The organism is Duncaniella freteri, assembly GCF_004766125.1.
Lineage (GTDB): Bacteria > Bacteroidota > Bacteroidia > Bacteroidales > Muribaculaceae > Duncaniella > Duncaniella freteri.
The window spans coordinates 1-19,451 of the sequence record NZ_SJSA01000005.1; the positions used below are offsets into that span (position 1 = coordinate 1).

Annotated in this window: 28 protein-coding genes, 1 tRNA gene and 2 pseudogenes; 1 reads left to right on the forward strand and 30 read right to left on the reverse strand. The window is 51.7% G+C overall.

All coding sequences use genetic code 11. The features are described 5' to 3' along the window. Positions 1 to 137: 137 nt before the first annotated feature. The 30 genes and pseudogenes from EZ315_RS16040 to EZ315_RS16175 all read right to left on the reverse strand — a co-directional run bounded on the left by EZ315_RS16040 (position 138) and on the right by EZ315_RS16175 (position 18,699). A complete protein-coding gene (locus EZ315_RS16040; protein ID WP_135472944.1) occupies positions 138 to 434 on the reverse strand; it encodes a hypothetical protein in 297 nt (98 codons plus the stop codon). A 238-nt stretch (positions 435 to 672) separates the two neighbouring features. Beyond that, entirely contained in the window at positions 673 to 1,050 is a 378-nt protein-coding gene (locus tag EZ315_RS16575; RefSeq protein ID WP_207104627.1) for a hypothetical protein, read from the reverse strand. Positions 1,051 to 1,054: 4 nt separating this feature from the next. Continuing rightward, on the reverse strand, positions 1,055 to 1,276 hold the full coding sequence (locus tag EZ315_RS16045; RefSeq protein ID WP_135472945.1) for a hypothetical protein: 222 nt from the start codon (positions 1,274 to 1,276) through the stop codon (positions 1,055 to 1,057). 17 nt (positions 1,277 to 1,293) lie between these two features. Next, a pseudogene (locus EZ315_RS16050) lies at positions 1,294 to 1,374 on the reverse strand. Positions 1,375 to 1,467: 93 nt separating this feature from the next. Then, a complete protein-coding gene (locus EZ315_RS16485) occupies positions 1,468 to 1,626 on the reverse strand; it encodes a hypothetical protein (protein ID WP_170957586.1) in 159 nt (52 codons plus the stop codon). Positions 1,627 to 1,878: 252 nt separating this feature from the next. After that, positions 1,879 to 2,523, reverse strand: a pseudogene (locus EZ315_RS16055) (thymidylate synthase). After that, positions 2,524 to 2,817 carry a hypothetical protein gene (locus EZ315_RS16060; RefSeq protein ID WP_175577978.1) on the reverse strand — a complete coding sequence of 98 codons (294 nt, stop codon included), beginning with the start codon at positions 2,815 to 2,817 and terminating at the stop codon, positions 2,524 to 2,526. 173 nt (positions 2,818 to 2,990) lie between these two features. After that, positions 2,991 to 3,818: a DNA adenine methylase gene (locus EZ315_RS16065; RefSeq protein WP_135471553.1), complete on the reverse strand. Its 828-nt coding sequence runs from the start codon at positions 3,816 to 3,818 to the stop codon at positions 2,991 to 2,993. 30 nt (positions 3,819 to 3,848) lie between these two features. Then, the gene (locus tag EZ315_RS16070) at positions 3,849 to 4,391 is read right to left on the reverse strand and encodes a DUF4376 domain-containing protein (RefSeq protein WP_242452537.1); all 543 of its coding nucleotides are present in this window, start codon (positions 4,389 to 4,391) and stop codon (positions 3,849 to 3,851) included. A gap of 33 nt (positions 4,392 to 4,424) precedes the next feature. Continuing rightward, positions 4,425 to 4,772 (reverse strand): gp53-like domain-containing protein, encoded by a 348-nt coding sequence (locus EZ315_RS16075; RefSeq protein WP_135472946.1) that lies wholly within the window; start codon positions 4,770 to 4,772, stop codon positions 4,425 to 4,427. Then, on the reverse strand, positions 4,769 to 5,581 hold the full coding sequence (locus EZ315_RS16540; RefSeq protein WP_175577985.1) for a hypothetical protein: 813 nt from the start codon (positions 5,579 to 5,581) through the stop codon (positions 4,769 to 4,771). Before EZ315_RS16540 ends, EZ315_RS16075 begins: the two co-directional genes overlap by 4 nt. After that, positions 5,566 to 6,153: a hypothetical protein gene (locus EZ315_RS16085; RefSeq protein WP_135472947.1), complete on the reverse strand. Its 588-nt coding sequence runs from the start codon at positions 6,151 to 6,153 to the stop codon at positions 5,566 to 5,568. The genes EZ315_RS16540 and EZ315_RS16085 overlap by 16 nt, the downstream gene beginning before the upstream one ends. A gap of 22 nt (positions 6,154 to 6,175) precedes the next feature. Further along, positions 6,176 to 6,400 carry a hypothetical protein gene (locus tag EZ315_RS16815; RefSeq protein WP_242452622.1) on the reverse strand — a complete coding sequence of 75 codons (225 nt, stop codon included), beginning with the start codon at positions 6,398 to 6,400 and terminating at the stop codon, positions 6,176 to 6,178. A 5-nt stretch (positions 6,401 to 6,405) separates the two neighbouring features. Further along, positions 6,406 to 7,125, reverse strand: coding sequence for a tail fiber protein (locus EZ315_RS16090; protein WP_242452643.1), 720 nt, complete (start codon positions 7,123 to 7,125; stop codon positions 6,406 to 6,408). A 2-nt stretch (positions 7,126 to 7,127) separates the two neighbouring features. Then, the gene (locus EZ315_RS16095) at positions 7,128 to 7,637 is read right to left on the reverse strand and encodes a hypothetical protein (RefSeq protein WP_135469414.1); all 510 of its coding nucleotides are present in this window, start codon (positions 7,635 to 7,637) and stop codon (positions 7,128 to 7,130) included. Beyond that, positions 7,621 to 8,469, reverse strand: coding sequence for a hypothetical protein (locus EZ315_RS16100; protein WP_135471863.1), 849 nt, complete (start codon positions 8,467 to 8,469; stop codon positions 7,621 to 7,623). The genes EZ315_RS16095 and EZ315_RS16100 overlap by 17 nt, the downstream gene beginning before the upstream one ends. Positions 8,470 to 8,535: 66 nt before the next feature. Continuing rightward, a complete protein-coding gene (locus tag EZ315_RS16105) occupies positions 8,536 to 8,835 on the reverse strand; it encodes a LysM peptidoglycan-binding domain-containing protein (protein ID WP_135469417.1) in 300 nt (99 codons plus the stop codon). After that, positions 8,832 to 9,113, reverse strand: coding sequence for a hypothetical protein (locus EZ315_RS16110; RefSeq protein WP_135469420.1), 282 nt, complete (start codon positions 9,111 to 9,113; stop codon positions 8,832 to 8,834). Before EZ315_RS16110 ends, EZ315_RS16105 begins: the two co-directional genes overlap by 4 nt. An 8-nt stretch (positions 9,114 to 9,121) precedes the next feature. Then, a complete protein-coding gene (locus tag EZ315_RS16115) occupies positions 9,122 to 9,757 on the reverse strand; it encodes a DUF6046 domain-containing protein (protein ID WP_135469422.1) in 636 nt (211 codons plus the stop codon). Beyond that, a complete protein-coding gene (locus EZ315_RS16120; protein WP_135469425.1) occupies positions 9,754 to 11,922 on the reverse strand; it encodes a phage tail tape measure protein in 2,169 nt (722 codons plus the stop codon). The genes EZ315_RS16115 and EZ315_RS16120 overlap by 4 nt, the downstream gene beginning before the upstream one ends. Before the next feature lie 398 nt (positions 11,923 to 12,320). Beyond that, on the reverse strand, positions 12,321 to 12,659 hold the full coding sequence (locus EZ315_RS16125) for a hypothetical protein (protein ID WP_135469428.1): 339 nt from the start codon (positions 12,657 to 12,659) through the stop codon (positions 12,321 to 12,323). 141 nt (positions 12,660 to 12,800) lie between these two features. After that, on the reverse strand, positions 12,801 to 13,247 hold the full coding sequence (locus tag EZ315_RS16130) for a hypothetical protein (protein WP_135469431.1): 447 nt from the start codon (positions 13,245 to 13,247) through the stop codon (positions 12,801 to 12,803). Between the two features lie 23 nt (positions 13,248 to 13,270). Next, positions 13,271 to 14,449, reverse strand: a complete 1,179-nt coding sequence (locus EZ315_RS16135; protein WP_135469434.1) for a DUF2586 family protein — start codon at positions 14,447 to 14,449, stop codon at positions 13,271 to 13,273. Beyond that, the gene (locus EZ315_RS16140) at positions 14,449 to 14,826 is read right to left on the reverse strand and encodes a hypothetical protein (protein WP_135469437.1); all 378 of its coding nucleotides are present in this window, start codon (positions 14,824 to 14,826) and stop codon (positions 14,449 to 14,451) included. The genes EZ315_RS16135 and EZ315_RS16140 overlap by 1 nt, the downstream gene beginning before the upstream one ends. After that, positions 14,823 to 15,209, reverse strand: coding sequence for a hypothetical protein (locus tag EZ315_RS16145; RefSeq protein WP_135469439.1), 387 nt, complete (start codon positions 15,207 to 15,209; stop codon positions 14,823 to 14,825). The genes EZ315_RS16140 and EZ315_RS16145 overlap by 4 nt, the downstream gene beginning before the upstream one ends. After that, complete coding sequence (locus tag EZ315_RS16150; protein WP_175577975.1) at positions 15,136 to 15,621, reverse strand: hypothetical protein; 486 nt, start codon at positions 15,619 to 15,621, stop codon at positions 15,136 to 15,138. The genes EZ315_RS16145 and EZ315_RS16150 overlap by 74 nt, the downstream gene beginning before the upstream one ends. 85 nt (positions 15,622 to 15,706) lie before the next feature. Beyond that, entirely contained in the window at positions 15,707 to 16,336 is a 630-nt protein-coding gene (locus tag EZ315_RS16155; protein WP_135471546.1) for a peptidoglycan recognition protein family protein, read from the reverse strand. 7 nt (positions 16,337 to 16,343) lie between these two features. Next, on the reverse strand, positions 16,344 to 17,426 hold the full coding sequence (locus tag EZ315_RS16160; RefSeq protein WP_135469442.1) for a hypothetical protein: 1,083 nt from the start codon (positions 17,424 to 17,426) through the stop codon (positions 16,344 to 16,346). A gap of 31 nt (positions 17,427 to 17,457) precedes the next feature. After that, positions 17,458 to 18,468, reverse strand: coding sequence for a hypothetical protein (locus tag EZ315_RS16165; RefSeq protein WP_135469445.1), 1,011 nt, complete (start codon positions 18,466 to 18,468; stop codon positions 17,458 to 17,460). Positions 18,469 to 18,623: 155 nt separating this feature from the next. Beyond that, a tRNA-Met gene (locus EZ315_RS16175) sits at positions 18,624 to 18,699 on the reverse strand. 275 nt (positions 18,700 to 18,974) lie between these two features. On the opposite strand from EZ315_RS16175, the gene EZ315_RS16180 reads away from it, so the two are divergent. Continuing rightward, complete coding sequence (locus EZ315_RS16180) at positions 18,975 to 19,451, forward strand: terminase gpP N-terminus-related DNA-binding protein (protein WP_135469447.1); 477 nt, start codon at positions 18,975 to 18,977, stop codon at positions 19,449 to 19,451.

The following is a 19,451-nucleotide window of genomic DNA, read 5'->3' on the forward strand; positions in this document are numbered from 1 at the left end:
TTTGTCCAATTTCGATAATTGGATTCCGTAACGATGCCGCCGTCGAAATAACTCGCGGGTCGAATATGCAAAGTCTGCCGTTGTAATATTCATACCATGATATATTCAAGGCTGCTGCTGTTCCTTAATTTCAAAGATCATGGGGACTTTACATTATCATAGATTGCCACCTCCTGTCCTTTGTAGAAGATGTGTCCTGTACCGTCCGCGCGGGTAGAATTTCGCAGAAGCCCGTTGTCGAAGTCGGCCCTCATGGTGCCGTCTGCGAAGAAGATGGCTTCTCCTGCGGGTACGGTGGCCATTGTCACCCCTCCGTTCTGCCTGGCAGCGATTCGGATACGCTTGACGACAGCCGTTTCGGGATATTCGAGGTTGAGCGCGTTGAACACATGGCGGTCGCTCACCTTGAAGACCTTGGCGATCCTATCCCGCACTTCCTTGGAAACTGCAATATTTCTTCATTGTTCCTCCGCTTATTGAGTTTTATCGCTATCTTTGTAGACTGTTAGTAAATAACCGGACTTGGATGCCACGTCCGGCCGACATCAAAACATCATATCAAAAAGACCGCAAGCATGAGCCTTGAAAACTATCTTGTAAGATCAGATGTATCTGAAACGGAAGATACGCTGTTCTTTCCGTCAGGAAGAGGTGTCACAACTCCATACGCTCTTAAAAGAGAAGGGATTTGACTGGTACCGAGACTTCCTGACAACAAACTCTCAGACATTCTGAAATATATTGCTCTACCTCCGTCGAGGCGTGAGGCAAAGAAATGGGTCGCCCATCCTGACGCGCTTCTTCTTCGGTTTGCAGCATTGCAAATATCCGCGATAACTGTGCAATTCCAGTTAGATATCGACGGCATAGCGGGGATTGTTGACTTCGGCTCTTACCGTAGCTTTCACTCAGTGATCGCAAACGGTCTCGCACCTCTTCTGCTCGGATCTCCCCTGAAAGAATTTCCGTTTGAGGGTATGATTCTCCTTTTTTGCTGAGGCTGTTGTAATACTCGGCTTCTTTCTCCTGACTATAAAATCTCTTAGTCATAGTCTCACTTTTTATTTAGTTCGTTATTAATCTTGTCAACGGCATCTTTCAGAGCGAAGTGCCCGGCAACAAGGGCGGGCGTACTGCTTGGATTCATCGCACTCCGGTCGTTATGGGTCGCCTCGAACTCATCGAGGATAATCCCTGAGTGGTTGAGGTTCTGAGTCAAGTTCTCAATGAGCAGCCTGACTGCGGCTTCGGTTCTCTCCTCTGAATATCGTTTCATAGTTTTTCTGAAATTTGTGGAAGGACTCGGACTCGAACCGAGGACGATACAGTCGGATTGGTTACCGCCGTTTGTTCTGCCAACTGAACTATCCTTCCGAATACCCCGCCGCATTTGGCGACGCCGGGGGGTAGTGTTGTGCCTTTCGGCTTTAACCGGCTCTCTTGCCGGAGGATTGCCCTCTCTTGGGTCTAACCTTTGGTATCTTCAAATATAGCTAGGATGAATGCACGATCCTCGTCCCACAATGGGTAGCCTTCTTCCATTGTCAGTCTGACAGCCTCACGCTCTCCGATGAGACGTACAGCCTCGCGCCTGAAATCGGTGTCGCGTATGCATGAGCTTTCCAAGGAGGAATCTTGCGTGCTCTTATAATCGCCAAAACGAAACGTGCAACTTTCTAAAACGAAACGAGCAAAACTTCTCTTTTTTCGCTTCCTTTTTTCTCTGACTCATTCGACCGCTTAAACACCAATTAAACGCTGATTAAAAGCCTTTGAAATTGGCTTAAAATCAGCGTTATTTTCATGCCTTTTATTTGGTCAAGTCAGCAGATTTTTGTAACTTTGAAGTAGTTAAATTGATCTCGTTTGCACTTGCTTTCACACGTTCAGATCAAACCTTGCAGTTTCATTTCCGGCCAAGAGTTCGCGCGTTCTTTCTATGTTGTTGGCATAAATGTGAACATTTCCCAGATTCAGCGTTATAGACTTTAACGGCGCTTCGATTTGTCGCGCTATCAAATATAAATGGTAAATGTCAGCTGGCAAACCTAAGTTTGCGTCACTGCTTCTCTGATAGGCTGACAAAACGAGTTCTCCATCATCGAGCTGGAATTGAATGAGGCTTAAGCAAGGAGCTTGGTTGGTTTCCGCTCCTGTTGCTCCTAGGAACAGCACATAGTTTTTGCTGCTCCGTTTTTCCCAGTTGATTTGCTCAATCAAAGCCGGCAGTTTCTCAAAATAGGTCGGATAACTGTTAATGAGGATTTGCCCGCAATAATCCCACCAGTTTATCCCGGCTTCTCTGTACTTGGTCAGGTCTCTTTATCCAGCCATAAACAGGGTTAATTCATTGCGCAGCTTCTTGCGCGCGATGTTGTGTCCCTCGAAAATCTCCAGCAGGTCACAAGGCGTTAAATGCAGCTGCTCATTGAGCAAATACATTATGTCACCTTTTTTATTGCTCTGTCGTTTGCCGTGCTGCAATATCTTGCCGAGCATGGCGTAATACTTGTTTGGTGTCATTCAATGCGAATATAGTCCATTTCTGTGAGTTCTGTGGCATATCTTCGGCCGTTCGTAGTGAAACGCTTTTGCAGTCGCCCCCAGACGCTTCACTATGTCATAAATATTGCGCTCGCTGACGTTGTAACGCTCGGCCAAGATTGCGACAATATAACTGACCTTTTCGCCTCGTTTCCGCGCATTCTGGTAGTCCTCAAACAGTCTTACATATTTGTGATCGCTCGGCTTTGCTCCGGCGTCCTCCAGCTTTTCAATTACTCCACCGCATAATTTTAATGCTTCGTACACTGTCATTCAGCATTTTTTTCGTAATTTTGCAACTCCTACCACATATCAGCAGAAGCACCGAAGCACGAGTCAAAGGCTTTTAGCCCCCGGCTTATGTGCTTCGGTGCATTGTGTTTGTATGTGGTAGGATACTGCAAACTAAGCCGGGGCTTTTTCTATGCCTCCGCTTTGTAGGCGAGTCAGAGTCGCGTTATCATCATATCGTTAAATTTAGCTTGATAGTTCAGCGTGTTTGTGCGCTGGCGTATTTCCGCGCCCCACATTGGTGCCGCTTCCCGGTACTCATCAGCGAGCCACTGGCAGAGCTCGACAATCTGCGACTTGTCGCTTGTGAAATAAACGTATTTCGTACCTTTAAGCAGCCGCAACACGTTCAGATAGTCGGTCAGCTTCCAATAATTCTCATACATTCCGCACTCTGTCGTAAGATACGGCGGGTCCATGAGGAACAACACACGTGGATTGTCACGGTGCAGGTCAAACAGATCCTGGTAATCAAGATGCACGACTTCCAGTCCGTCCAGATAGCCGTCAGTGCGGTAGTCACCGCTGTGGACGCGGTTATACATCGTGTGTCTGCGCAGTTCGTCCAGGCTCTTGGCCCACTTGCCGGAGAAAAGCACGGAGCGACCTATTGTAAGAATATCGGCATAGCCATTTTGTTTCTCATAGTCGTGCACTATATCCAGGACGTCGGCGCACTGCCGGTCTGAGAGGCGCTTGTTGGGTTCAACACCAGTTAAACACTCTTTAATTGCCCTTAAAATTCCATTGGTCTGCTCCACGGCCGCCAGTCTGTCGACATAGCGGTCGAAGTCGTTGTACACCACCCGGCACCCCGGGAGCACCCTTTTTGCCGTGTGCGACAGCAGCCCGGAGCCGCCGAAAAGGTCCACCACCGTATCAATCTCACCTACTGCCTGCTCCAGCACCTCGATAAAGGTCCGGAGGAAATAGCGCTTCTGCCCCATGAAGGGAAGCGGCGCGCATTTGTAGATCCTATCCATTTACAAAATCTGTTTGACCATATTAAGTTTTCATACAGTGAAACATGGCCTATCAGGATAGCCGGTCTTGAAATCGTACGCCTCTATATCCTCCTTGGACCGGAGCCCCCTTATCGCTGCTGCATGCTCACGTGTGGCATTGTTGCAGTCTACAGTATAGATCTCAATCTGTCTCAGGATTCCTACAGCCTCTGTAATCGGCATGATAAAACGATGATCGCCGAGCCATATGCTCGTCTCTGTCCTGCCGCTTGCCTGCTCCACCGATATGGAGTTCATCAGCCCCACACGCGTAGCCTTGTCAAGCCATCCGGAGACACCTCCGATGCTGATCGTGTTTACAGCCGAAGAGCGGTCGTACTCCTCCAGCTCTTGGAGTTTGATAATCCTGAGTTCTTCGATAGACGGCTCATACATCCTGAGGACAGGGATCCCTGTCTCATCCTCCAAAATTAACAGCCCTCCATCCTGCCCTTCCAACAATTCTTTGTAATACTCCATGGAGATCTCTACACCTCCATCAACCGGTTTGCTATAGAAGCCATCCCTCCAATACATATTGTCGCCTTCCATTTTTTGTAACTATTTTTTGTAATATGTCTGTTATTAACCTTTGCCGACAGCTATCCAAAAGAACCTTTCCTTGTTTTTTTGGTTGGCTGACACTTTAAAACTGCCTGCTGATTTGTTGCATATGGTTCTGCCGACATAATATGTCTGATATGAACTGTCAGCAGTGGTCAGTATTGAATAAGAGGTGTCGACAAATGAGTGTGGGAAATATATGGTCTGTACACCATAGGTATCCTGATTATCAGACGGGTGCCCCCACTGTATTAAAAATCCGTCATGAAATCTGTAATAGCCGTTTTCAACAAGCTGTTTTGATAGAGCCTCGTGTTTATGGCTGTTTATCACTCCCGTCAGGACCGCCTCAATTGCCGCCTTTGTCACTGTGGCGTCACTACCTTTGGGCCCCTTATATTAACAGCCGCGGGGTTTGTGAGCCCGCCGTTGTTGCTCCATGTCAGATTGCCGGACGAGTCCACCACAGGTGTGAACACAGCCCCCTTGTCTCCTTTATCACCCTTGTCTCCTTTGAGGTCCTGGAGCTGGGATGAGAGCAGATAGTCCCCCTTAGGCTGATAGACAGAATCATGGTTGTGGCTGCCATCAGCCTTGCTGTTCCATGTAGACTTCTCGGCATCCGTCACAAACCTGTGTGACGCGTCCCCAGTCACCTGTGCTGCCGTATGCGTGTGCGTTGCCGGCGCGTAATTACCTTTAGGCTGATAGGTGGAATCATGGTTGTGGCTGCCATCAGCCTTGCTGTTCCATGTAGACTTCTCGGCATCCGTCACAAACCTGTGTGACGCGTCCCCAGTCACCTGTGCTGCCGTATGCGTGTGCGTTGCCGGCGCGTAATTGCCTTTAGGCTGATAGGTGGAGTCATGGTTGTGGCTGCCACCTGCCTTACTGTTCCATGCAGACTTCTCGGCATCCGTCACAAACCTGTGTGACGCGTCCTCATTCACCTGTGCCGCCGTATGCGTGTGTGTTGCCGGCGCGTAATTACCTTTAGGCTGGTAGGTGGAGTCATGGTTATGTCCAGATGGCGATGCTCCTACCTGTGTGGCAGTCACCTGATGCGGATTGTCCCTGCTGCTGATATGTGAGATTAGCGATGACACCGCCTTCATGAGTTTACCGAAAGCAGATGACAGCTTCTCTCCGCTTGACAGGTCTGTCAGAGACGGTGCCATCGTGTAGGTGGGGTCTGGTCATTTGTCGCAACATTCGGGACATTGCCGAGCCCGACTTGCGATTTGTTGACACGGTGTGGATTATCGGTGTCCGAGACATGCATACGTATACCCAGCTCCAAAGTGTCTGCCCTTCCATCGAGCGAGTCAATGCTCATCTGCTGGTCCCTGTCCGTATCATGCAGTGCTGAGATCTCTTTGTCCTGTGACGAGTCCTTCGTATGGATGACCTCAACTTCGGCATTCAGTGAATCAATCTCCGTTTGTTGCCTCTCATTCTCGGTCTCCAGATCCTCGATACACCCGGATATATTGTCAAAACGCTCATCCGATGTCTTCTTGTGCGTCTCATAATCTCCCTTTAGTTCAATGTGTTGCCGTTCCAGCTCATGCCCTTCCGAAGCGACATACTTGCTGTTGAGCTGCTCCGCTAGCCCCTCCACCTGTATTACGGGGATAATGCTTTCCTCCTTGTGCACGTAGCTATCGAGCCAGTCGGCGAACTGCTCCTCCGTCGGGTACTTCCCACGACGGAACCACGCTTTTAGCTGTGCTATTGTCCTTATTGCCATAATCTCGGGTATTTATTTATGTCTACTTAACGCGCATTATGTATGCCAGCACATAATATGGGGGGCGGTTCTCGTGAGCTTCACCCTTGCCATAGTCCAGTGTGTTTATCCCATGAGGTGAACACTCGAATATTGTTGTGGCATTAGGCCAGGAATTGCTGCCGTGCCCTTTCCAGTCTCCGCTTCCCCCTTTCCACAGCATCTCCTCATGGCTGTGACGGGGTATTGTCTCCTCCGTGAGCGTCACTTTCTTCAGTCCGCCGCCGGTCCCGGGCTCTCATAGTCCCGGTCACTGTCATGGAGACCGACAACGAAACGTCCCCTCAGGTCAGGTACCCTGAAATAACCATCCTGGGTCGTGTACCTTACGCCGTTCGCGTTTACCGCAGTGTTGAATGTCGAGCCAATGGCATTGAACAGCTCCGGATGATCGGACTTCCTTAATGGCTGTCCGTCACATAGCACATAGCCTTGTGGCACCCGGGAACCGGCCCACATCTGGACTATCCCCAACGGTGCCGGCTGAACGGTCGCCAGCTCATTGCGGAGCGACCGGTTCTCGTCCATCAGTCCCTTTATGCTCTTAATGTCTGTGAAGCTCTCCCAGGTGTAGTTTTCCTCTCCTATGCCGGGCGCAAGACTCCGGCGCGTGTAGGCTTTCGGGTAGTCCGTATTATTGGCACTTACCGGGATTGCTTCTTGTTTCACATACATGCCGCTTGTGGTCGGTCCGCCATCCCAGGGCAGAACCTCACCCTCCGGCGCGTTCTTGGTCCTTACGAATACATAGCCAGCCCCCCTGCGGGTCCCCTCGCTGTTGGGCTCGCAACCCCAGAGAACCACACGGTCGCCTCCTATGTTGCCGGCAATGGCTGCAAGTGCCACCAGTTTTTGCAGATAGTCCAGCGTCTCGCAGTCCAGAGGAAAATCTTTGTTTGCCTGTGTCAGAAAATTACCTAATATTTTGTCCATTGTCATTTATGGTTTATAGCGTAGCGTTTGCCCGCCAGTTTATACATGTTCAATATTGCCCGTAGTCTCGTTTCCGTCTCGGCCGTCCACAGTTCCTCCGGCACCGTCACCCAGAAGTCATAACCGCTCGTGCCGTTGAATCCCTCCCGGTGTATGCTCACCGCGCCCGCGCCTCGCCGCGGCACCATCACCCACCGGTCCATATCGCGAAGCCATACCGCCGCAGCTTCCCGGTTTCCGACACTGTCGCTGTCCTCTATCTCTATGCGGCGCAGTCCCGGGTCAAACTCATCATTAAGTGCCCCGCACAGCTTGCACACCTGCCCGTTATGTCTCAGCCGGTAACTTGTTGCGCTCCTGTATGCGCGCAGCTCCTGGAGCAAACGCCCCAGCGGGCTGACCCCGGCATATATCAGAGCCCCGGAAAGCGGGCGCCGTAGCCACGTCGGCAATGTCAGCAGCGCCAGCCGCTTGATATTTACATTATAGGTTCTGTCAGCCTTGTTCGTCATACGCTTTCATGTTTACAGTTATCGCCCCTGGTCTGAAATAGCCCGCTGCGGGGGTCAGACGCGCGTTAATCTGTGTCGTTGTACTCTCGTTTACGGCCTGCGCGGTGCTACCCCGCAACTCCACTATTTTCACCCCCTCTACCTCTTGCAGGCGGTCAACGAGGGCCATATTCGTATATTCGCCGTTAAAAGGCAAATTCTCAATATAATCGCAGATCACATCACGGCATGCGGTTTGAACAACGGCAGGATCCAGCATAGCATTGTAGTAGATATCCACAGTACAGTCGAATGTATCCGCCTCCATATTCACAAGTGCGGTGCGCACGCCGGCATCCTTAATCTCGTTTATATAGGCTTTCAGCTGCTTTTCCTGTTCCGCTGTTATCGGTTTGCGCACTCCGCCACTCTCTCCGGCTACTTTTATTGTCAGCAGACTGGCATCCTTGCTCTCCATAGCGACCGCATGTTTTACGACACACGCCGCCGCTATATCCCCCTCAGTCATTCCGGTAGTGTCGTATGTGTCGCTGTCCTGTTCAAGCTCGTGGCCTGCCATGAAGCGGAGCACCTTATCGCGGTACCATTTCGGGCGGTGGGCTATAAGTTCCTCCAGTTCCGCCGTTACCTCCGCTTTGTGCCTGCTTACAAGCTGCTCGACGCTCCAGGCACAGACCGCCCAGACATAAAGCAAAATATTTTCAACACTTGCCGCACCGAATATGTCGCCGAACTCTGAGCCCGGGGTAAACCCGTACAGTTCCGCCGCAGACTCATTGCGCATAAACTCGCGTGCGATCTCTGTTTTAATTTCGTTAATATTGCGTGCCATTTTACTACTCATTTAATAGCTGTTTAATCGATTTTTAATCGCTCTGCCTAAGCAGAGAAATGCTGTTTAACTCACGATAAAATCTATTTCAATGCCCATAAAGCCAATACCGCCGTAAGGGCAAGCCGCCATATCTTCCGGGCTTATTTCGGTTGCCGGCTCCACCTTGTGCGCCTTGTAAAGTTCAACGGTTCGGGTGTCTCCACCCTCCACCGGTACCGGAACTATCAGCACACTCCCATCCTCCAGCCGGTCGGTTATGCTCATACCGTTAGCCTCTGCCAGTGCGAGCACCGTTTCAATGTGTCCGCCCGTTTGCAGGGCAATATCAAGCAGTGTTTGCCTCTCTTTCGCTGTCGTTCTCATCGTTCTATGCTGATAGTTCCGTCAGTCTCCATTACTACACGCTCACAATCGACCCCGCAACCGCGTAACATCTGGCGAACCTCACCGGGCCACATTACATCGGGCTGACCGGCGCGAAGTCTGCCGGCTTCACCGCCTAAAAGGGGGTGCTCCTTAATGTCTCCGCGCATGGTGGTGACAACCGCCTCGGCGGTTTGCCCCTCGGTGTCTCCAATCGCTATGCGGCCGTGTTCGGTCAGCAGGTCGCCGGTGATACTGTCAATTAACATGCCTTTCATCGCTGTTGTTATTTTTTCGGTTGCTCATAATCGGTGCTGAATATCTCGTAATCTTCATCGCTGACCGCGCTGATTTCAACTACCTGATAATTGGCTTCTGTCATTTGGCTGAGGGAATAACTTCTAATCACAAGCCGCCCGATATTCAAAGCGTCTAAAAATTCGCTGTGAACTCTCAGAGCCTCATTTGCTTCCAACAGCTTGCGAACTTCCCGCACCTCATTGGTCGGCCATTTATCGGCTATCTCTCCACCCTCGACACATTGCAAGCCCAGCACGATATTAACCGCCCAATCGCCGGCGTTTATATACTCTTTCACCGTGCCGTCTCTACCGGTCAGAGCCGTGCTTATAATCCTATGTTCTCGGCTGGCTGCTGCCACTGCATCGGCAAATGTCAGCCCCACGCCGTTTTCTCGCTCCAGTCTGAGGGGGCAGAGTACCCAGCGCCCCTCCCAATATTCCGGGTCGGTGATAGGCTGCCCAATCTCGTGCACGGTTATGCCGTCACGCTCAGGACTTCCGCCCAGTTCCTTGAAGCGTATAAGTTTTTTAGCCATGTGCTGCCCCCAGCTCATAGCTGCAAGATCTATGCTGACAGGTAATTTTTTACCTCCTAAGCTCGGTTGTGGAATTAGGCTCATGACATTGCTAATTGTGTGTCGTTTAGCGCTCCCATAAGGGTCTCCAAAATAACAGCCTTGACCTTTTCGGTACTTTCGCCGACGGTCGCGGTGTGTATCTCGAAGCGCTCGACAAGTTTGTCAATATTTACAGTTATGTTTCTTATTTTTCCGCCTCCGTCACTGCCGGATCCTTTGCCGCCTGTTCCACTCGCACCGCTCAGAGTGTTGCCGGTGGGGTTGACTTCCGGAACAGTCACCCCCGGAACCGTCGCACCGCTTCCGTTGGTTGTTGGCTTGTTTCCTTTGGGACTCTTTTTGCCCTCTTTTTGGGCGGACTCTGCCATTTCGGCATTGTAAGCCTCATTAAACGCCTGACCCACCTGTTTGCCGTAGTCACTGAAACCGGCTTTTAACTTTTTCAGGGCTGCATCTATTCCGGAGGGGGATAAATTGAACGCTGCTTTTATCAGGTCGCCGATTGCTCCAAAAGTGTTTTTAGCAAGTTCGCCGATACCGGTAAAACAAGCCTTGAACGCCGCCCATGTCCCTTTGAGCACTGCCCGGAATTTAGCCGACGTGTTCCAGAAGTAAGCACCTATCGCTATCAATGCAGCAATGGCCGCAGCTATCCAGCCAACAATCGGAATGCTCATAATTGCGACCGAAACGGCGCGACAAGCTGCCGAGGCAGTAGTGGCAAAAGTTCCGAAAGCTGTTGAAGCAATGCCGGAGAATGTGGCGGACGCTGTGCCACTCGTCACAAGTGACAATATGAGTGCGCCCAGACCTTTCAGAGCGTTAAAAACTCCTACGGTGGCAAATCGAATTAACCCTATTGTTGCGCGTCCCATATTACCGATAAAGCCCAGTGATACCATGTTGGTAGTTGAGAGTGTGCCGTTCATCAGCGCGAAGTTAACGCCGGCTGCACGAACCCAACCCACAACACTGCTCCACATACTTGCCCATTTGAGATTTTTAATTAACAGCATTAGTCTCCAGCCTGCTGTAAGTAATGGGGCAAGTTGAGCAATCGGCACAAGTGCAGAAGTCAGGACACCGCACCATAACGAAAAATCGCCGGTGGCTTGGAATATGGTAATTTTGAAGTCCTCAAATTGTTGGTTTACTCGTGCCTGTCGCTCGGCATAGCTGTCCATGACAATAGCGGCCTGCTCGGTCGCGCTGTTGGTTCCAGTTACGGCGGTCGTGAAGTCTTGCAGGCTTTCGGTGCCTTGTATAAGGGCACGGGCGGCGTTGGCATTTTCCACACCAAAGAATTTTGACAACAGCGCGGAGTCGTTAAGCATCGGTTTCAGCATCTCGAGGCGCTCTTTAAGGCTCTTGGAGTTGTCGCCCAGAGCCACAACATCAATGCCGGCCTTTTCAAGCTCCTCCCGTGCCTGCTTCTCGACGAAGCGGCCTTTGCTGAGCTGGCCCAGAACGTTTCGCAATGCGACACCTCCCTCGCTGGCTTTTTTGCCCGCCTTGTCAAGTACCTGGATTGCGGCGTTTGTTTCCTCGAAGCTCACATTTGCAGCCTTGGCAGCCATACCGCACTGCTGGAGCGCCGCGCTTATCGCCGGAAGTTCCGCCGATCCTGCCTGTCCGGCTGCCGCCATTACGTTCATCATGCGCGCCATTTCCCCGGCTGCCGCCGTCGGGTCCTCCATGCTCACCCCGTACTGGTTCATCGCCGTGGTAAGCACCTGAGCCGCCGCCACGCCGTCCCCGCCCATCAGCTTGCTGGTCGTCTGTATGCAGTCGCCCATCTCCCTGAGCGCGTCCGGGTATTTGCCCAGCTCCGGCGTCAGCTGCGAGAGCAGCAGTTTGTAACCCTCAACCGCCACGGCGGCGTCAGTGCCGAACGCCTTTGCGCTCTGCCGCGCGAATGTCTCGATCTGTTTCAGACCCTCGCCCGTAACGCCAGCAACAGCGCTTAAATCGTGCATCTGGCTGTCCAGCTTTATGCCCGCACTGCTCAGACCGCCTATTGCCTCGCTTAGGTTCCGCGCCATGTCCGTAGCGTATGAGAACGTGGCAAGCGACGCAGCAAAACTGCGCCCGCGACTTTCGGCGACCTCCGCCCTTGCGGAAAATTCGCCGGCCGCTGCGCTCATGCCGCTTATCTGCGCCACAAAATTGCCGCCTATCCTAAAAATGTAGTCAAATACGCTTGCCATGTCGTTTTTATTCGCTATATTTGTAGCACCTTACCAAAGTAACAAGACCATGTTTACCAAAATAATCATATCAGTTTTGGCCCTGCTGTGGAAACTCTTCGTAGTCCTTGGCTTTATCGGCTTGTTCATCTGGCTGTGGCGCGGGTTTCGGAGCATGGTTAAGGGCGACGGCCCTGGCTCGCTGCCCTGGCTTTAGGGCTTCTCTCCGAACAATGACGCGATAAGTTCTGCCCGGTTCCGGTTCCTCCATCGCTCCAGCCATAGTGCCTCGCAGTAGAGCCGCGCCCATTCCTCCTCCGTCTCAATCTTTTCAATATCAATGTGCAGGTTAGCCCGGATCAGGGCGCACCCCTTGGCGAAGCCGTCCTCCTCGTCAGACTCCGCCAGTGTGTGCGCCTCTACAAGTTTTTTATTAGACCCTGGAAGCCGTTGAGCACTTCACCCAACTTCTTTTGAACAGCCATGAAGAGCAGCGCATCGGTGCGCAGTTCCTTACTACCGCCCAGCCAGCAGTTGTCGAACATCACTTTACCGGCTTCCACTTCGTCGCTTTTTGCAACCTTGGTTACAGCCTTGAGAGTCTCCAGAGTGGGACGCTTGAAATAGCCGATATGCACCTCGTCGCCGTCCTGAATTTCAACTGCGAAACTTTTGCGGTGCTGAGCCTTGAAAGCGTCAACCTGTGCTTCGGTCAAATCGCCGTTAAATACTTTAGGGGTGTTGTTAACCTTTTCCATGCTTTTTAATCGGGGGTTAAATGGTTTTTTAATCGATTTTAAATCGCTCTGCCTAAGCAGAGAATAACTGTTTAAGTTTGATTATTAGTGACCGTTAAGGGGGTCAGCCCTTAACGGCCTTAAAAGGGTGCGAAATGGGGATTATGCAGCTTTGCCCCATTCGATATGTGAGGGAACGAGCGGAAGTTCTACCTCCTGCCCGGTGTCTCCCTCTTTCCACTTGCGAGTATTGCTTGAAATATGGCAGTTGCGGATCTTGTCAGTTACCACGACCCCATTTTCAGGCAAATAACTCACCTGTATTTCAATGGGTGGGAGGTCTTGCAGTCGTCCGTTCACGCTCTGGGATTGAAGCGCCACAACTTCCTCGTGGTAGAGGGTAATTTTAGCGGAGGGGGTTATACGTCCTTTTGCACGTCCCACCGGGTGACGCCCTGCGCCCCACTTGTTAACGATTTCCTGCTCATCGCCATACTCCACACCTGTAATGCCGGTAACAGGCACACCGCCGACAAGTACGACAATATCAGCCCACGCAACTAACATGCCGTTAACCATAGGCACGCCGTTTTTAATGCTTACGTTCATTGCTTTTGCCTTTTGTGTTTAGGTTATACGGATTTAGCGAACCCGATTTTAATTCTCACATGTCGCATAACCGGGACTGCAACATTCTTGATTACGAACTCTACCAGGCTGGTGCTTGCGACATCCTGCTCCGGGTCTATCTCAACTTTGTAGCCGCTAAGTTCCCCGGCTCGTTCCATAGCCTCGAGGGCTTGGTTTGCCACAGTTTCCAAATGCGCCACGGTATAGCTTGCCAACTGTCCGGTGGAAGCGTCAACATATACGTTGCCGCCGAGTTCCGGCTTTACGTATGTGCGTATGCCGCGCACAGCCTTATCCATAGTTCGCACGCTCTCAATGGCTGCGTAGTCGCTGATTGCGGAGTCCATTGTGTGGCTGTCATTCATATAGCTTCCGGCTTGCCCGGTATGAGTGATAAAGAACAGATAACGCGCCGTGTCAAGTGTCTCGAGCAATGCTTTATCCACATCGCGCAACAGTGTACCGTCACCGAAAGCCGGGAGACTTACACCGGTGGGGAACTCTTTGATCCATGCAATACACTGGTGAACCTTTGCGCTGCTAAGCAAGCCCATAACGACACCCAGACCGCTGACGCTTGCTTTCCCGGTGTTGGTCTTGTCGTTAAACAGGTCTGCTCCTTTGCCGCTTCCTGCCTGACCTATCACCACGCTGACGCGGCTTTTATTCTCACCCGCAAGGTTAACCGGCATTGTGTTGAGCGTGCCCACTTTCGGGGCGTACACGACAGACAGTTCCGCCTCCTCCCCGGCAAGTGCGTCCGCGACACCCTGCAGGGCCGTGAGGTCGTCACCGCTAAGGGTGCGGTCGCCACACCATACGCCGATCTGACGGATACGGCCGGCCGCAAAGTTCTGCACTGTCTTAAGCTCGGCGAATGTCTGGGACTCACCCTGCGGCTTCTCGAAGATCGCCACATACAGGCTTACAGCCGGGTTAATTCGGTAAAGTTCGCTGAGCTGATAGTGAAGCACACGCACGCCCCAGCTTGCTGCATCCTCCTTAATACCCGCAGCCTCCGCCGCGTCAATGGTGCTGAGTGGCTGCACGTGGTCGGTTTTGAACGCGGCCGGAATATCTGCCGCCGGAAGATAGACCACAAAACCGGTTATATGGTCCTCACCGGGCAGAGACTTGGGGACATTGCCGTTCTGTCTCTGTATATTCAGACTTGTTGCCATTACGCTTCCACTTTTAAGGGTACTGCCGAAAATCCCAGACTTTTGCCGTGGTTTCGGGCGTCAGTTTCCTGTTTGAAACACTGGCCGTCGGCTGTCACCCATACTGCCGGGAGACTGTGACGCCGGCACGCTGCTTTACCCACAGCAGTAAGGGCGTCAGTTTCCGCCTTTGCTTTGGCGCGGGCTGCTTTCAGTTTTGCGACCAGTTCCGGCTCGGGCTGGTTCTTGCCTTTGCCTGACTTTTTCGCCGAAGCTGTCTCTAAGGTTGCCGCGACGTGTGCCATCTCCTCCGCAGTGACGGCGCCGGCTTCATTAATCGTTGCCAGATTTTCCGCTGCGATTTCGGCTGTGGTCTTTTCTTTTGTTTCGTTGCTCATATCTTTTTACGTTTTAGATTATATATTTTCCACCCTGCTACTGACAGGATCAGAACTGCAGCCAATATCAGGGTGGCGACTTTCAACCGTTCCCACAGGCTCGGGGCTTTGGTAGCTGTTACCGTCACTTCGTCAAGCGTGCCGCCGTCAATGGTCTGCACCGCTTCGGTTTCGGTCTCGGCTTTCTCCTCGGCGGTAATATCTGCCGCCTCATTACTCTGCTGCTCCTCGCCGTGGGTCTGCCGGATCTTGGCTTTTAACGGTCTTTGTCCGGTGTCCGGGTCGGGTTGCTTTTCAGTGTCGTAGACCTCAATCTCCGTAACCGTCAGCCCCCGGGTTTGGGTCTCCCTCGTCAGGGTCGCCTCTTGGTGTTGGGTGTGCACCTCGCAACCTTTGGCGCTCGTCGTCACATGCTCCGTTGTTTCCGTCCTGGTGTGCTCCGCGACCTTTCGGTGTGAGCAGCAGCTCGAATTTGACAGGGCAGCTATCAATATGACGACAGCCCCAAATGCGCTCCAGTGCGTTGTTGAGTCTTTGCACATCTTTGCGTAAGTTAGTTATTTCGGCTTTGAGCGGCGGCACAATACTTTCCATCAGTATGTCCGCAGCCTTTCGCACGTTTTCAAGCTCATTGCTTTTGACCTCTGCGAGCTTATTATTCATTTCAGCCCTCAGCGTCTTAAGTTCAATGCGGTATTTAGTGCGCTCCAGTTTGCGGCCAACCCATGCCCCTACGGGACCAGATACCGCCGCAACAAGCGCCGATACTATGATTGTTATTATTTCGCCGCTCATTCATTGTTCCAATGCTTTGTCGGCTGCGCTCGGCATAGCCGGAGCAAGCTCCGCTCTGCTCTCACTGGCACGACAATTCATATTGTTACTGTTTAATACCCACTTTTGTGAGCCATTTTTTTACATCGAAGCCGGGGCACGGTTTATTAGCAAATTCGTTATGACCGTGAACAGTAGCGCCGGGGTATTTCTTGAGAAGTTCTTTAACCAACTTTACAAGCGTAGCCTCTTGTGCCGGGGTTCGTGTGTCCTTCCCGATATTTTGCCAATTCGGGGTCTTACGTGGCGGACATCCGCCAACGTAACACACACCGATTGACCGCGTATTATGTCCGGTGCAATGCGCTCCGGCCACTGCCTCGGACCGCCCGGGGCGGATTTCCCCGTTTAGTCCGATAACATAGTGGTAGCCTATATCAGAAAAGCCACGCGCCAAATGGCTTGCTTTTATCCGGGTATTTGAAAACTCCTCACCCTCCGGCGTTGCCGTATAGTGCAGAATGATTTCATCGACCTTGCGCTTTCCGGGTGTCGCGCCCATAGCTGCAAGTGTCTGCGCTCCGGCTATTCCGTCAGCCGTTAACCCCTTACGCTTCTGAAACTCTTTGACGGCTTCCTCGGTCAACGGTCCGAAAATACCGTCAGGTATGAGGTTTAACCGCTGTTGCAGGGCTTTTACCTCCGCGCCTCTGCTTCCTTGTTTCAGTGTAGCCATAGGTTTTTTACGCTTTTGCGCTGACTATTGCCATACGACAATTGGTCTCAGACAAAGGCAGACAAATGCCGTACTGGTCAAAGTTAACGAGGTTGCGGTGGTTCTGAGGGTCGTTCTCGGCTTTACTCCAGTAGAATGTTGTTGAGCCTGCGGCTTTCATCATTCTGCCGGCATAGAACGCAACGGAGCTCTGCGAGTCGGTCGCACCGGGAACAGCACCCCATGCAAGTTTTTTACCTGCCGAGTTGTAATAGGGTGTGCCGTCATATTCGTAAATGTCAAAACCATACAGGCGGCCGATTTTGCCCTCGGTCTGGTTAATGTTGTAATGGTCTTTGAAACGCTGCTCTGTCTGGAGCAGGTCGTTCACATGGTCGGAACAGAGCACCAGCACGCGATCCTGCTTGGGTATACCCATTTTGTCAAAGCTCCTTTTGACTGCCAAAAGGTCAGCCGAAGTCATGAGCTTGCGACCCTCTACAGCTTCGCCGGTAGTGAAAAGCACAGGCACGCCGGTTTTATTCTCATCCGGGGCAATGGCGTGTATTGCACGCTGACCGAACGCCTCGACCAATACATCGCGGTGGCGTTCCTGAACGCTTGCCATTTTGTCGTAACTGATAGCGTGCAGCTCATCATTGGTCACAGGGGTTGCCTCGGTTGTGAACTTGTCAAGACTCACAGGCTTGTCCGCATCCTCCAGAGCAGTAACAGGAATTGGGTAGGTGGTATTATTTACAAGCACCGTGGGGTCACCGCCGATTTCAACGAAGTGGATAACGTCGTTATTTACATACTGGTTATAACTGCGGATTCTTGCAAGCCAGCCCCACGACTCCAGGGCGGTGCGGAACTGTTTGATCTGCTCACCGGTCCATATCTCTTTGAGGACACCGGCACGGAATGAACCCGCGGGGGCTGCCTGACCTAATGCAAGTGCCAGAACATTGCCGGCGATTGCTCCGGTTTCAGGGGCGCAGCCGATTGCCACAGCACAGGTAGCGCCGGCGGCGGCATTGAACGCAACGGCCATAATCATGCAGCTGACTATGCCGAGCAGCTTCTTAAAAAAATTGCTTTTCGATTTCATTGCTGTTGTTGATTGTGTTTATAGGGTTTATTTATTCGCTTAGGGGCGGGCAGTCTACGCCGTACTCTTCTTTATACAGGCGCATATATTCCGCGGGCTGGTCTTTGCGGAGTGCAATGAGTTCGCTCTGCGGCACTTCGCTTAACTTGGTGTATTTCTTAGGCTGTTCACCTGCACCGGGGGCACTCTGTTTGTTCAGGTTCAGTGTGTCGGTGGGCTTCTGCTGTCCGGGCATAGCCTTGAATGTGTCTGCGAGCATTTCTGCGCCGGCGGCTTTACCGAGCTTAATGTAATGTTCACGCTGCGCCGCTAAAATCTTTCTGTCGGCAATAGCCTGATCCACGTACTGAGTTACGGACGCAAGCTGCAAAGTTTCGGCGCTGTCCGCCTTGGTTTTCATCAGCTGGAGCGCGGCTGTTACCTGCTCGTCGGACGCATCCTCGGGAAGTCCTAAGAGGATTAACTGGTCTTTGTTCATCGCTGTTTTTATTATTTTATTATTGTTATTGATTTCCTCCCCCTCGCCGGGTTCATTCTCCGGCGCGGGCTTGGGTTCGTTCAGTTTCAAGAGCGGAAGTGTCGGGGCATCCTCACCGGCGGCGAGCTTCAACTGCTTGCCGTCTGCTCCACAGAGTTGCAGGGCTTCATCATTGCCGCCAATATCCACAATGCTAACCTCGATAAGTTTGCACCGTGTCACCGTTGCACGTGTCTGCCCTTCCAATGCTAAAGCCGGGTCTGGGTTCACTTCGGTAGGCTCCAGGGCTGCCGAAGCCATGCGCAAAAATCCGCTTTCCCATTTGCTCTCTATCTTCCGGGCAAATTCATCGTTTTGGTCAAATATCGGGGTGCCTATCAGCTTCCCCTCCTCAACTCTGAGGTTGTCAATTTTGCCGATAGGCATTGACTGACCGTCGAAAGCACGGCGGTGCATCCATAGCAAAACCGGGTTGCGCTTGAACTGCTCCAGGTCTATGCCCGAAGTCAGCACACGCGTGCCGTAGCTGTTTACTGCCTCAGTTGAGATTATTACTTCTTTCATTGTAGTTGTCTCGTTTCACTTATCGTGCTTGCCACGCTTTGTATTTTAAAATATTAACTCTCGCAAAGAAAATGCCCGGGGCACTTAGGGGCTTGGTCCGGAGGTGGTGGGTGTGTCCCCTGTGCCCGGGGCGGTTGTCCTAATCTTTTTTACCTTGGTGGCGGAGGCAGGACTCGAACCTGCGACCTTTGGGGAATGAGCCCAATGAGCTACCGGCTGCTCTACTCCGCTAATCGGCTTGCCGCTTTGCTATGCAAAGAATGTATTTAAGTCGTTCAGCGGTGCAAAGTTGAGCATTGTTCACAACCCTAACAAAAAGAGTGTAAAAGTTTTACACTCTTTTTTACCATAGCACTTTTTTACCCCAACTTTGCAGTGTGAATTATCGTGCAAACCGAACGCAGAGCGGAGTTTACTCCTGCTATGCTGAGGTGCCGCCGATAATGCGAAATATCGAAAACGCCCCCGCAGTGTGGGTGTTAACTTAAATTCTCGGTTTATTATGAATGGCAACTAAAACCAAAAAGGAACGCGAACAGCAACGCGAACACGCGCGCCTCCTATATATGCAGGGGGAGCCTCAGAAGTCTATTGCTGAAAAAGTCGGCGTATCTGCTCAGACTGTCACAAAATGGGTTGCGGAGGGTGGCTGGGAACAGGCACGAGCCGCCGCCAACATTACGAGACAGGAACTGGTTAATAAAATTTTTAACTCCATAAATGTGTTACTGGAGGATTTGGCAAATGACCCCAGCCCGGAGAAAACAGCCGCCAGCGCTGACAAACTTGTGAAGTTTGCCGCCACTGTTGAACGCCTCGACAAAAAAACTTCCGTGGTTGACATTATAGAGGTATTTATGGCTTTCAGCAAATGGCTGCAATATCGTATGAGCTTCGACCCGAATGTCACCCCGGAACTGCTCAAAACCATTAACCATTATCACGACCTTTTCATCTCTGAAAAATTAAAAGAGTCTTTCTAA

Excerpts from the sequence above, each read along its gene's own strand:
- EZ315_RS16575 (WP_207104627.1), bottom strand. The coding sequence starts at position 1,050 with ATGACTAAGAGATTTTATAGTCAGGAGAAAGAAGCCGAGTATTACAAC.
- EZ315_RS16045 (WP_135472945.1), bottom strand. The coding sequence starts at position 1,276 with ATGAAACGATATTCAGAGGAGAGAACCGAAGCCGCAGTCAGGCTGCTC.
- EZ315_RS16060 (WP_175577978.1), bottom strand. The coding sequence starts at position 2,817 with ATGACAGTGTACGAAGCATTAAAATTATGCGGTGGAGTAATTGAAAAG.
- EZ315_RS16065 (WP_135471553.1), bottom strand. The coding sequence starts at position 3,818 with ATGGATAGGATCTACAAATGCGCGCCGCTTCCCTTCATGGGGCAGAAG.
- EZ315_RS16070 (WP_242452537.1), bottom strand. The coding sequence starts at position 4,391 with ATGGAAGGCGACAATATGTATTGGAGGGATGGCTTCTATAGCAAACCG.
- EZ315_RS16540 (WP_175577985.1), bottom strand. The coding sequence starts at position 5,581 with ATGGCACCGTCTCTGACAGACCTGTCAAGCGGAGAGAAGCTGTCATCT.
- EZ315_RS16085 (WP_135472947.1), bottom strand. The coding sequence starts at position 6,153 with ATGGCAATAAGGACAATAGCACAGCTAAAAGCGTGGTTCCGTCGTGGG.
- EZ315_RS16090 (WP_242452643.1), bottom strand. The coding sequence starts at position 7,125 with ATGGACAAAATATTAGGTAATTTTCTGACACAGGCAAACAAAGATTTT.
- EZ315_RS16095 (WP_135469414.1), bottom strand. The coding sequence starts at position 7,637 with ATGACGAACAAGGCTGACAGAACCTATAATGTAAATATCAAGCGGCTG.
- EZ315_RS16100 (WP_135471863.1), bottom strand. The coding sequence starts at position 8,469 with ATGGCACGCAATATTAACGAAATTAAAACAGAGATCGCACGCGAGTTT.
- EZ315_RS16105 (WP_135469417.1), bottom strand. The coding sequence starts at position 8,835 with ATGAGAACGACAGCGAAAGAGAGGCAAACACTGCTTGATATTGCCCTG.
- EZ315_RS16110 (WP_135469420.1), bottom strand. The coding sequence starts at position 9,113 with ATGAAAGGCATGTTAATTGACAGTATCACCGGCGACCTGCTGACCGAA.
- EZ315_RS16115 (WP_135469422.1), bottom strand. The coding sequence starts at position 9,757 with ATGAGCCTAATTCCACAACCGAGCTTAGGAGGTAAAAAATTACCTGTC.
- EZ315_RS16120 (WP_135469425.1), bottom strand. The coding sequence starts at position 11,922 with ATGGCAAGCGTATTTGACTACATTTTTAGGATAGGCGGCAATTTTGTG.
- EZ315_RS16125 (WP_135469428.1), bottom strand. The coding sequence starts at position 12,659 with ATGGAAAAGGTTAACAACACCCCTAAAGTATTTAACGGCGATTTGACC.
- EZ315_RS16130 (WP_135469431.1), bottom strand. The coding sequence starts at position 13,247 with ATGAACGTAAGCATTAAAAACGGCGTGCCTATGGTTAACGGCATGTTA.
- EZ315_RS16135 (WP_135469434.1), bottom strand. The coding sequence starts at position 14,449 with ATGGCAACAAGTCTGAATATACAGAGACAGAACGGCAATGTCCCCAAG.
- EZ315_RS16140 (WP_135469437.1), bottom strand. The coding sequence starts at position 14,826 with ATGAGCAACGAAACAAAAGAAAAGACCACAGCCGAAATCGCAGCGGAA.
- EZ315_RS16150 (WP_175577975.1), bottom strand. The coding sequence starts at position 15,621 with ATGAGCGGCGAAATAATAACAATCATAGTATCGGCGCTTGTTGCGGCG.
- EZ315_RS16155 (WP_135471546.1), bottom strand. The coding sequence starts at position 16,336 with ATGGCTACACTGAAACAAGGAAGCAGAGGCGCGGAGGTAAAAGCCCTG.
- EZ315_RS16160 (WP_135469442.1), bottom strand. The coding sequence starts at position 17,426 with ATGAAATCGAAAAGCAATTTTTTTAAGAAGCTGCTCGGCATAGTCAGC.
- EZ315_RS16165 (WP_135469445.1), bottom strand. The coding sequence starts at position 18,468 with ATGAAAGAAGTAATAATCTCAACTGAGGCAGTAAACAGCTACGGCACG.
- EZ315_RS16180 (WP_135469447.1), top strand. The coding sequence starts at position 18,975 with ATGGCAACTAAAACCAAAAAGGAACGCGAACAGCAACGCGAACACGCG.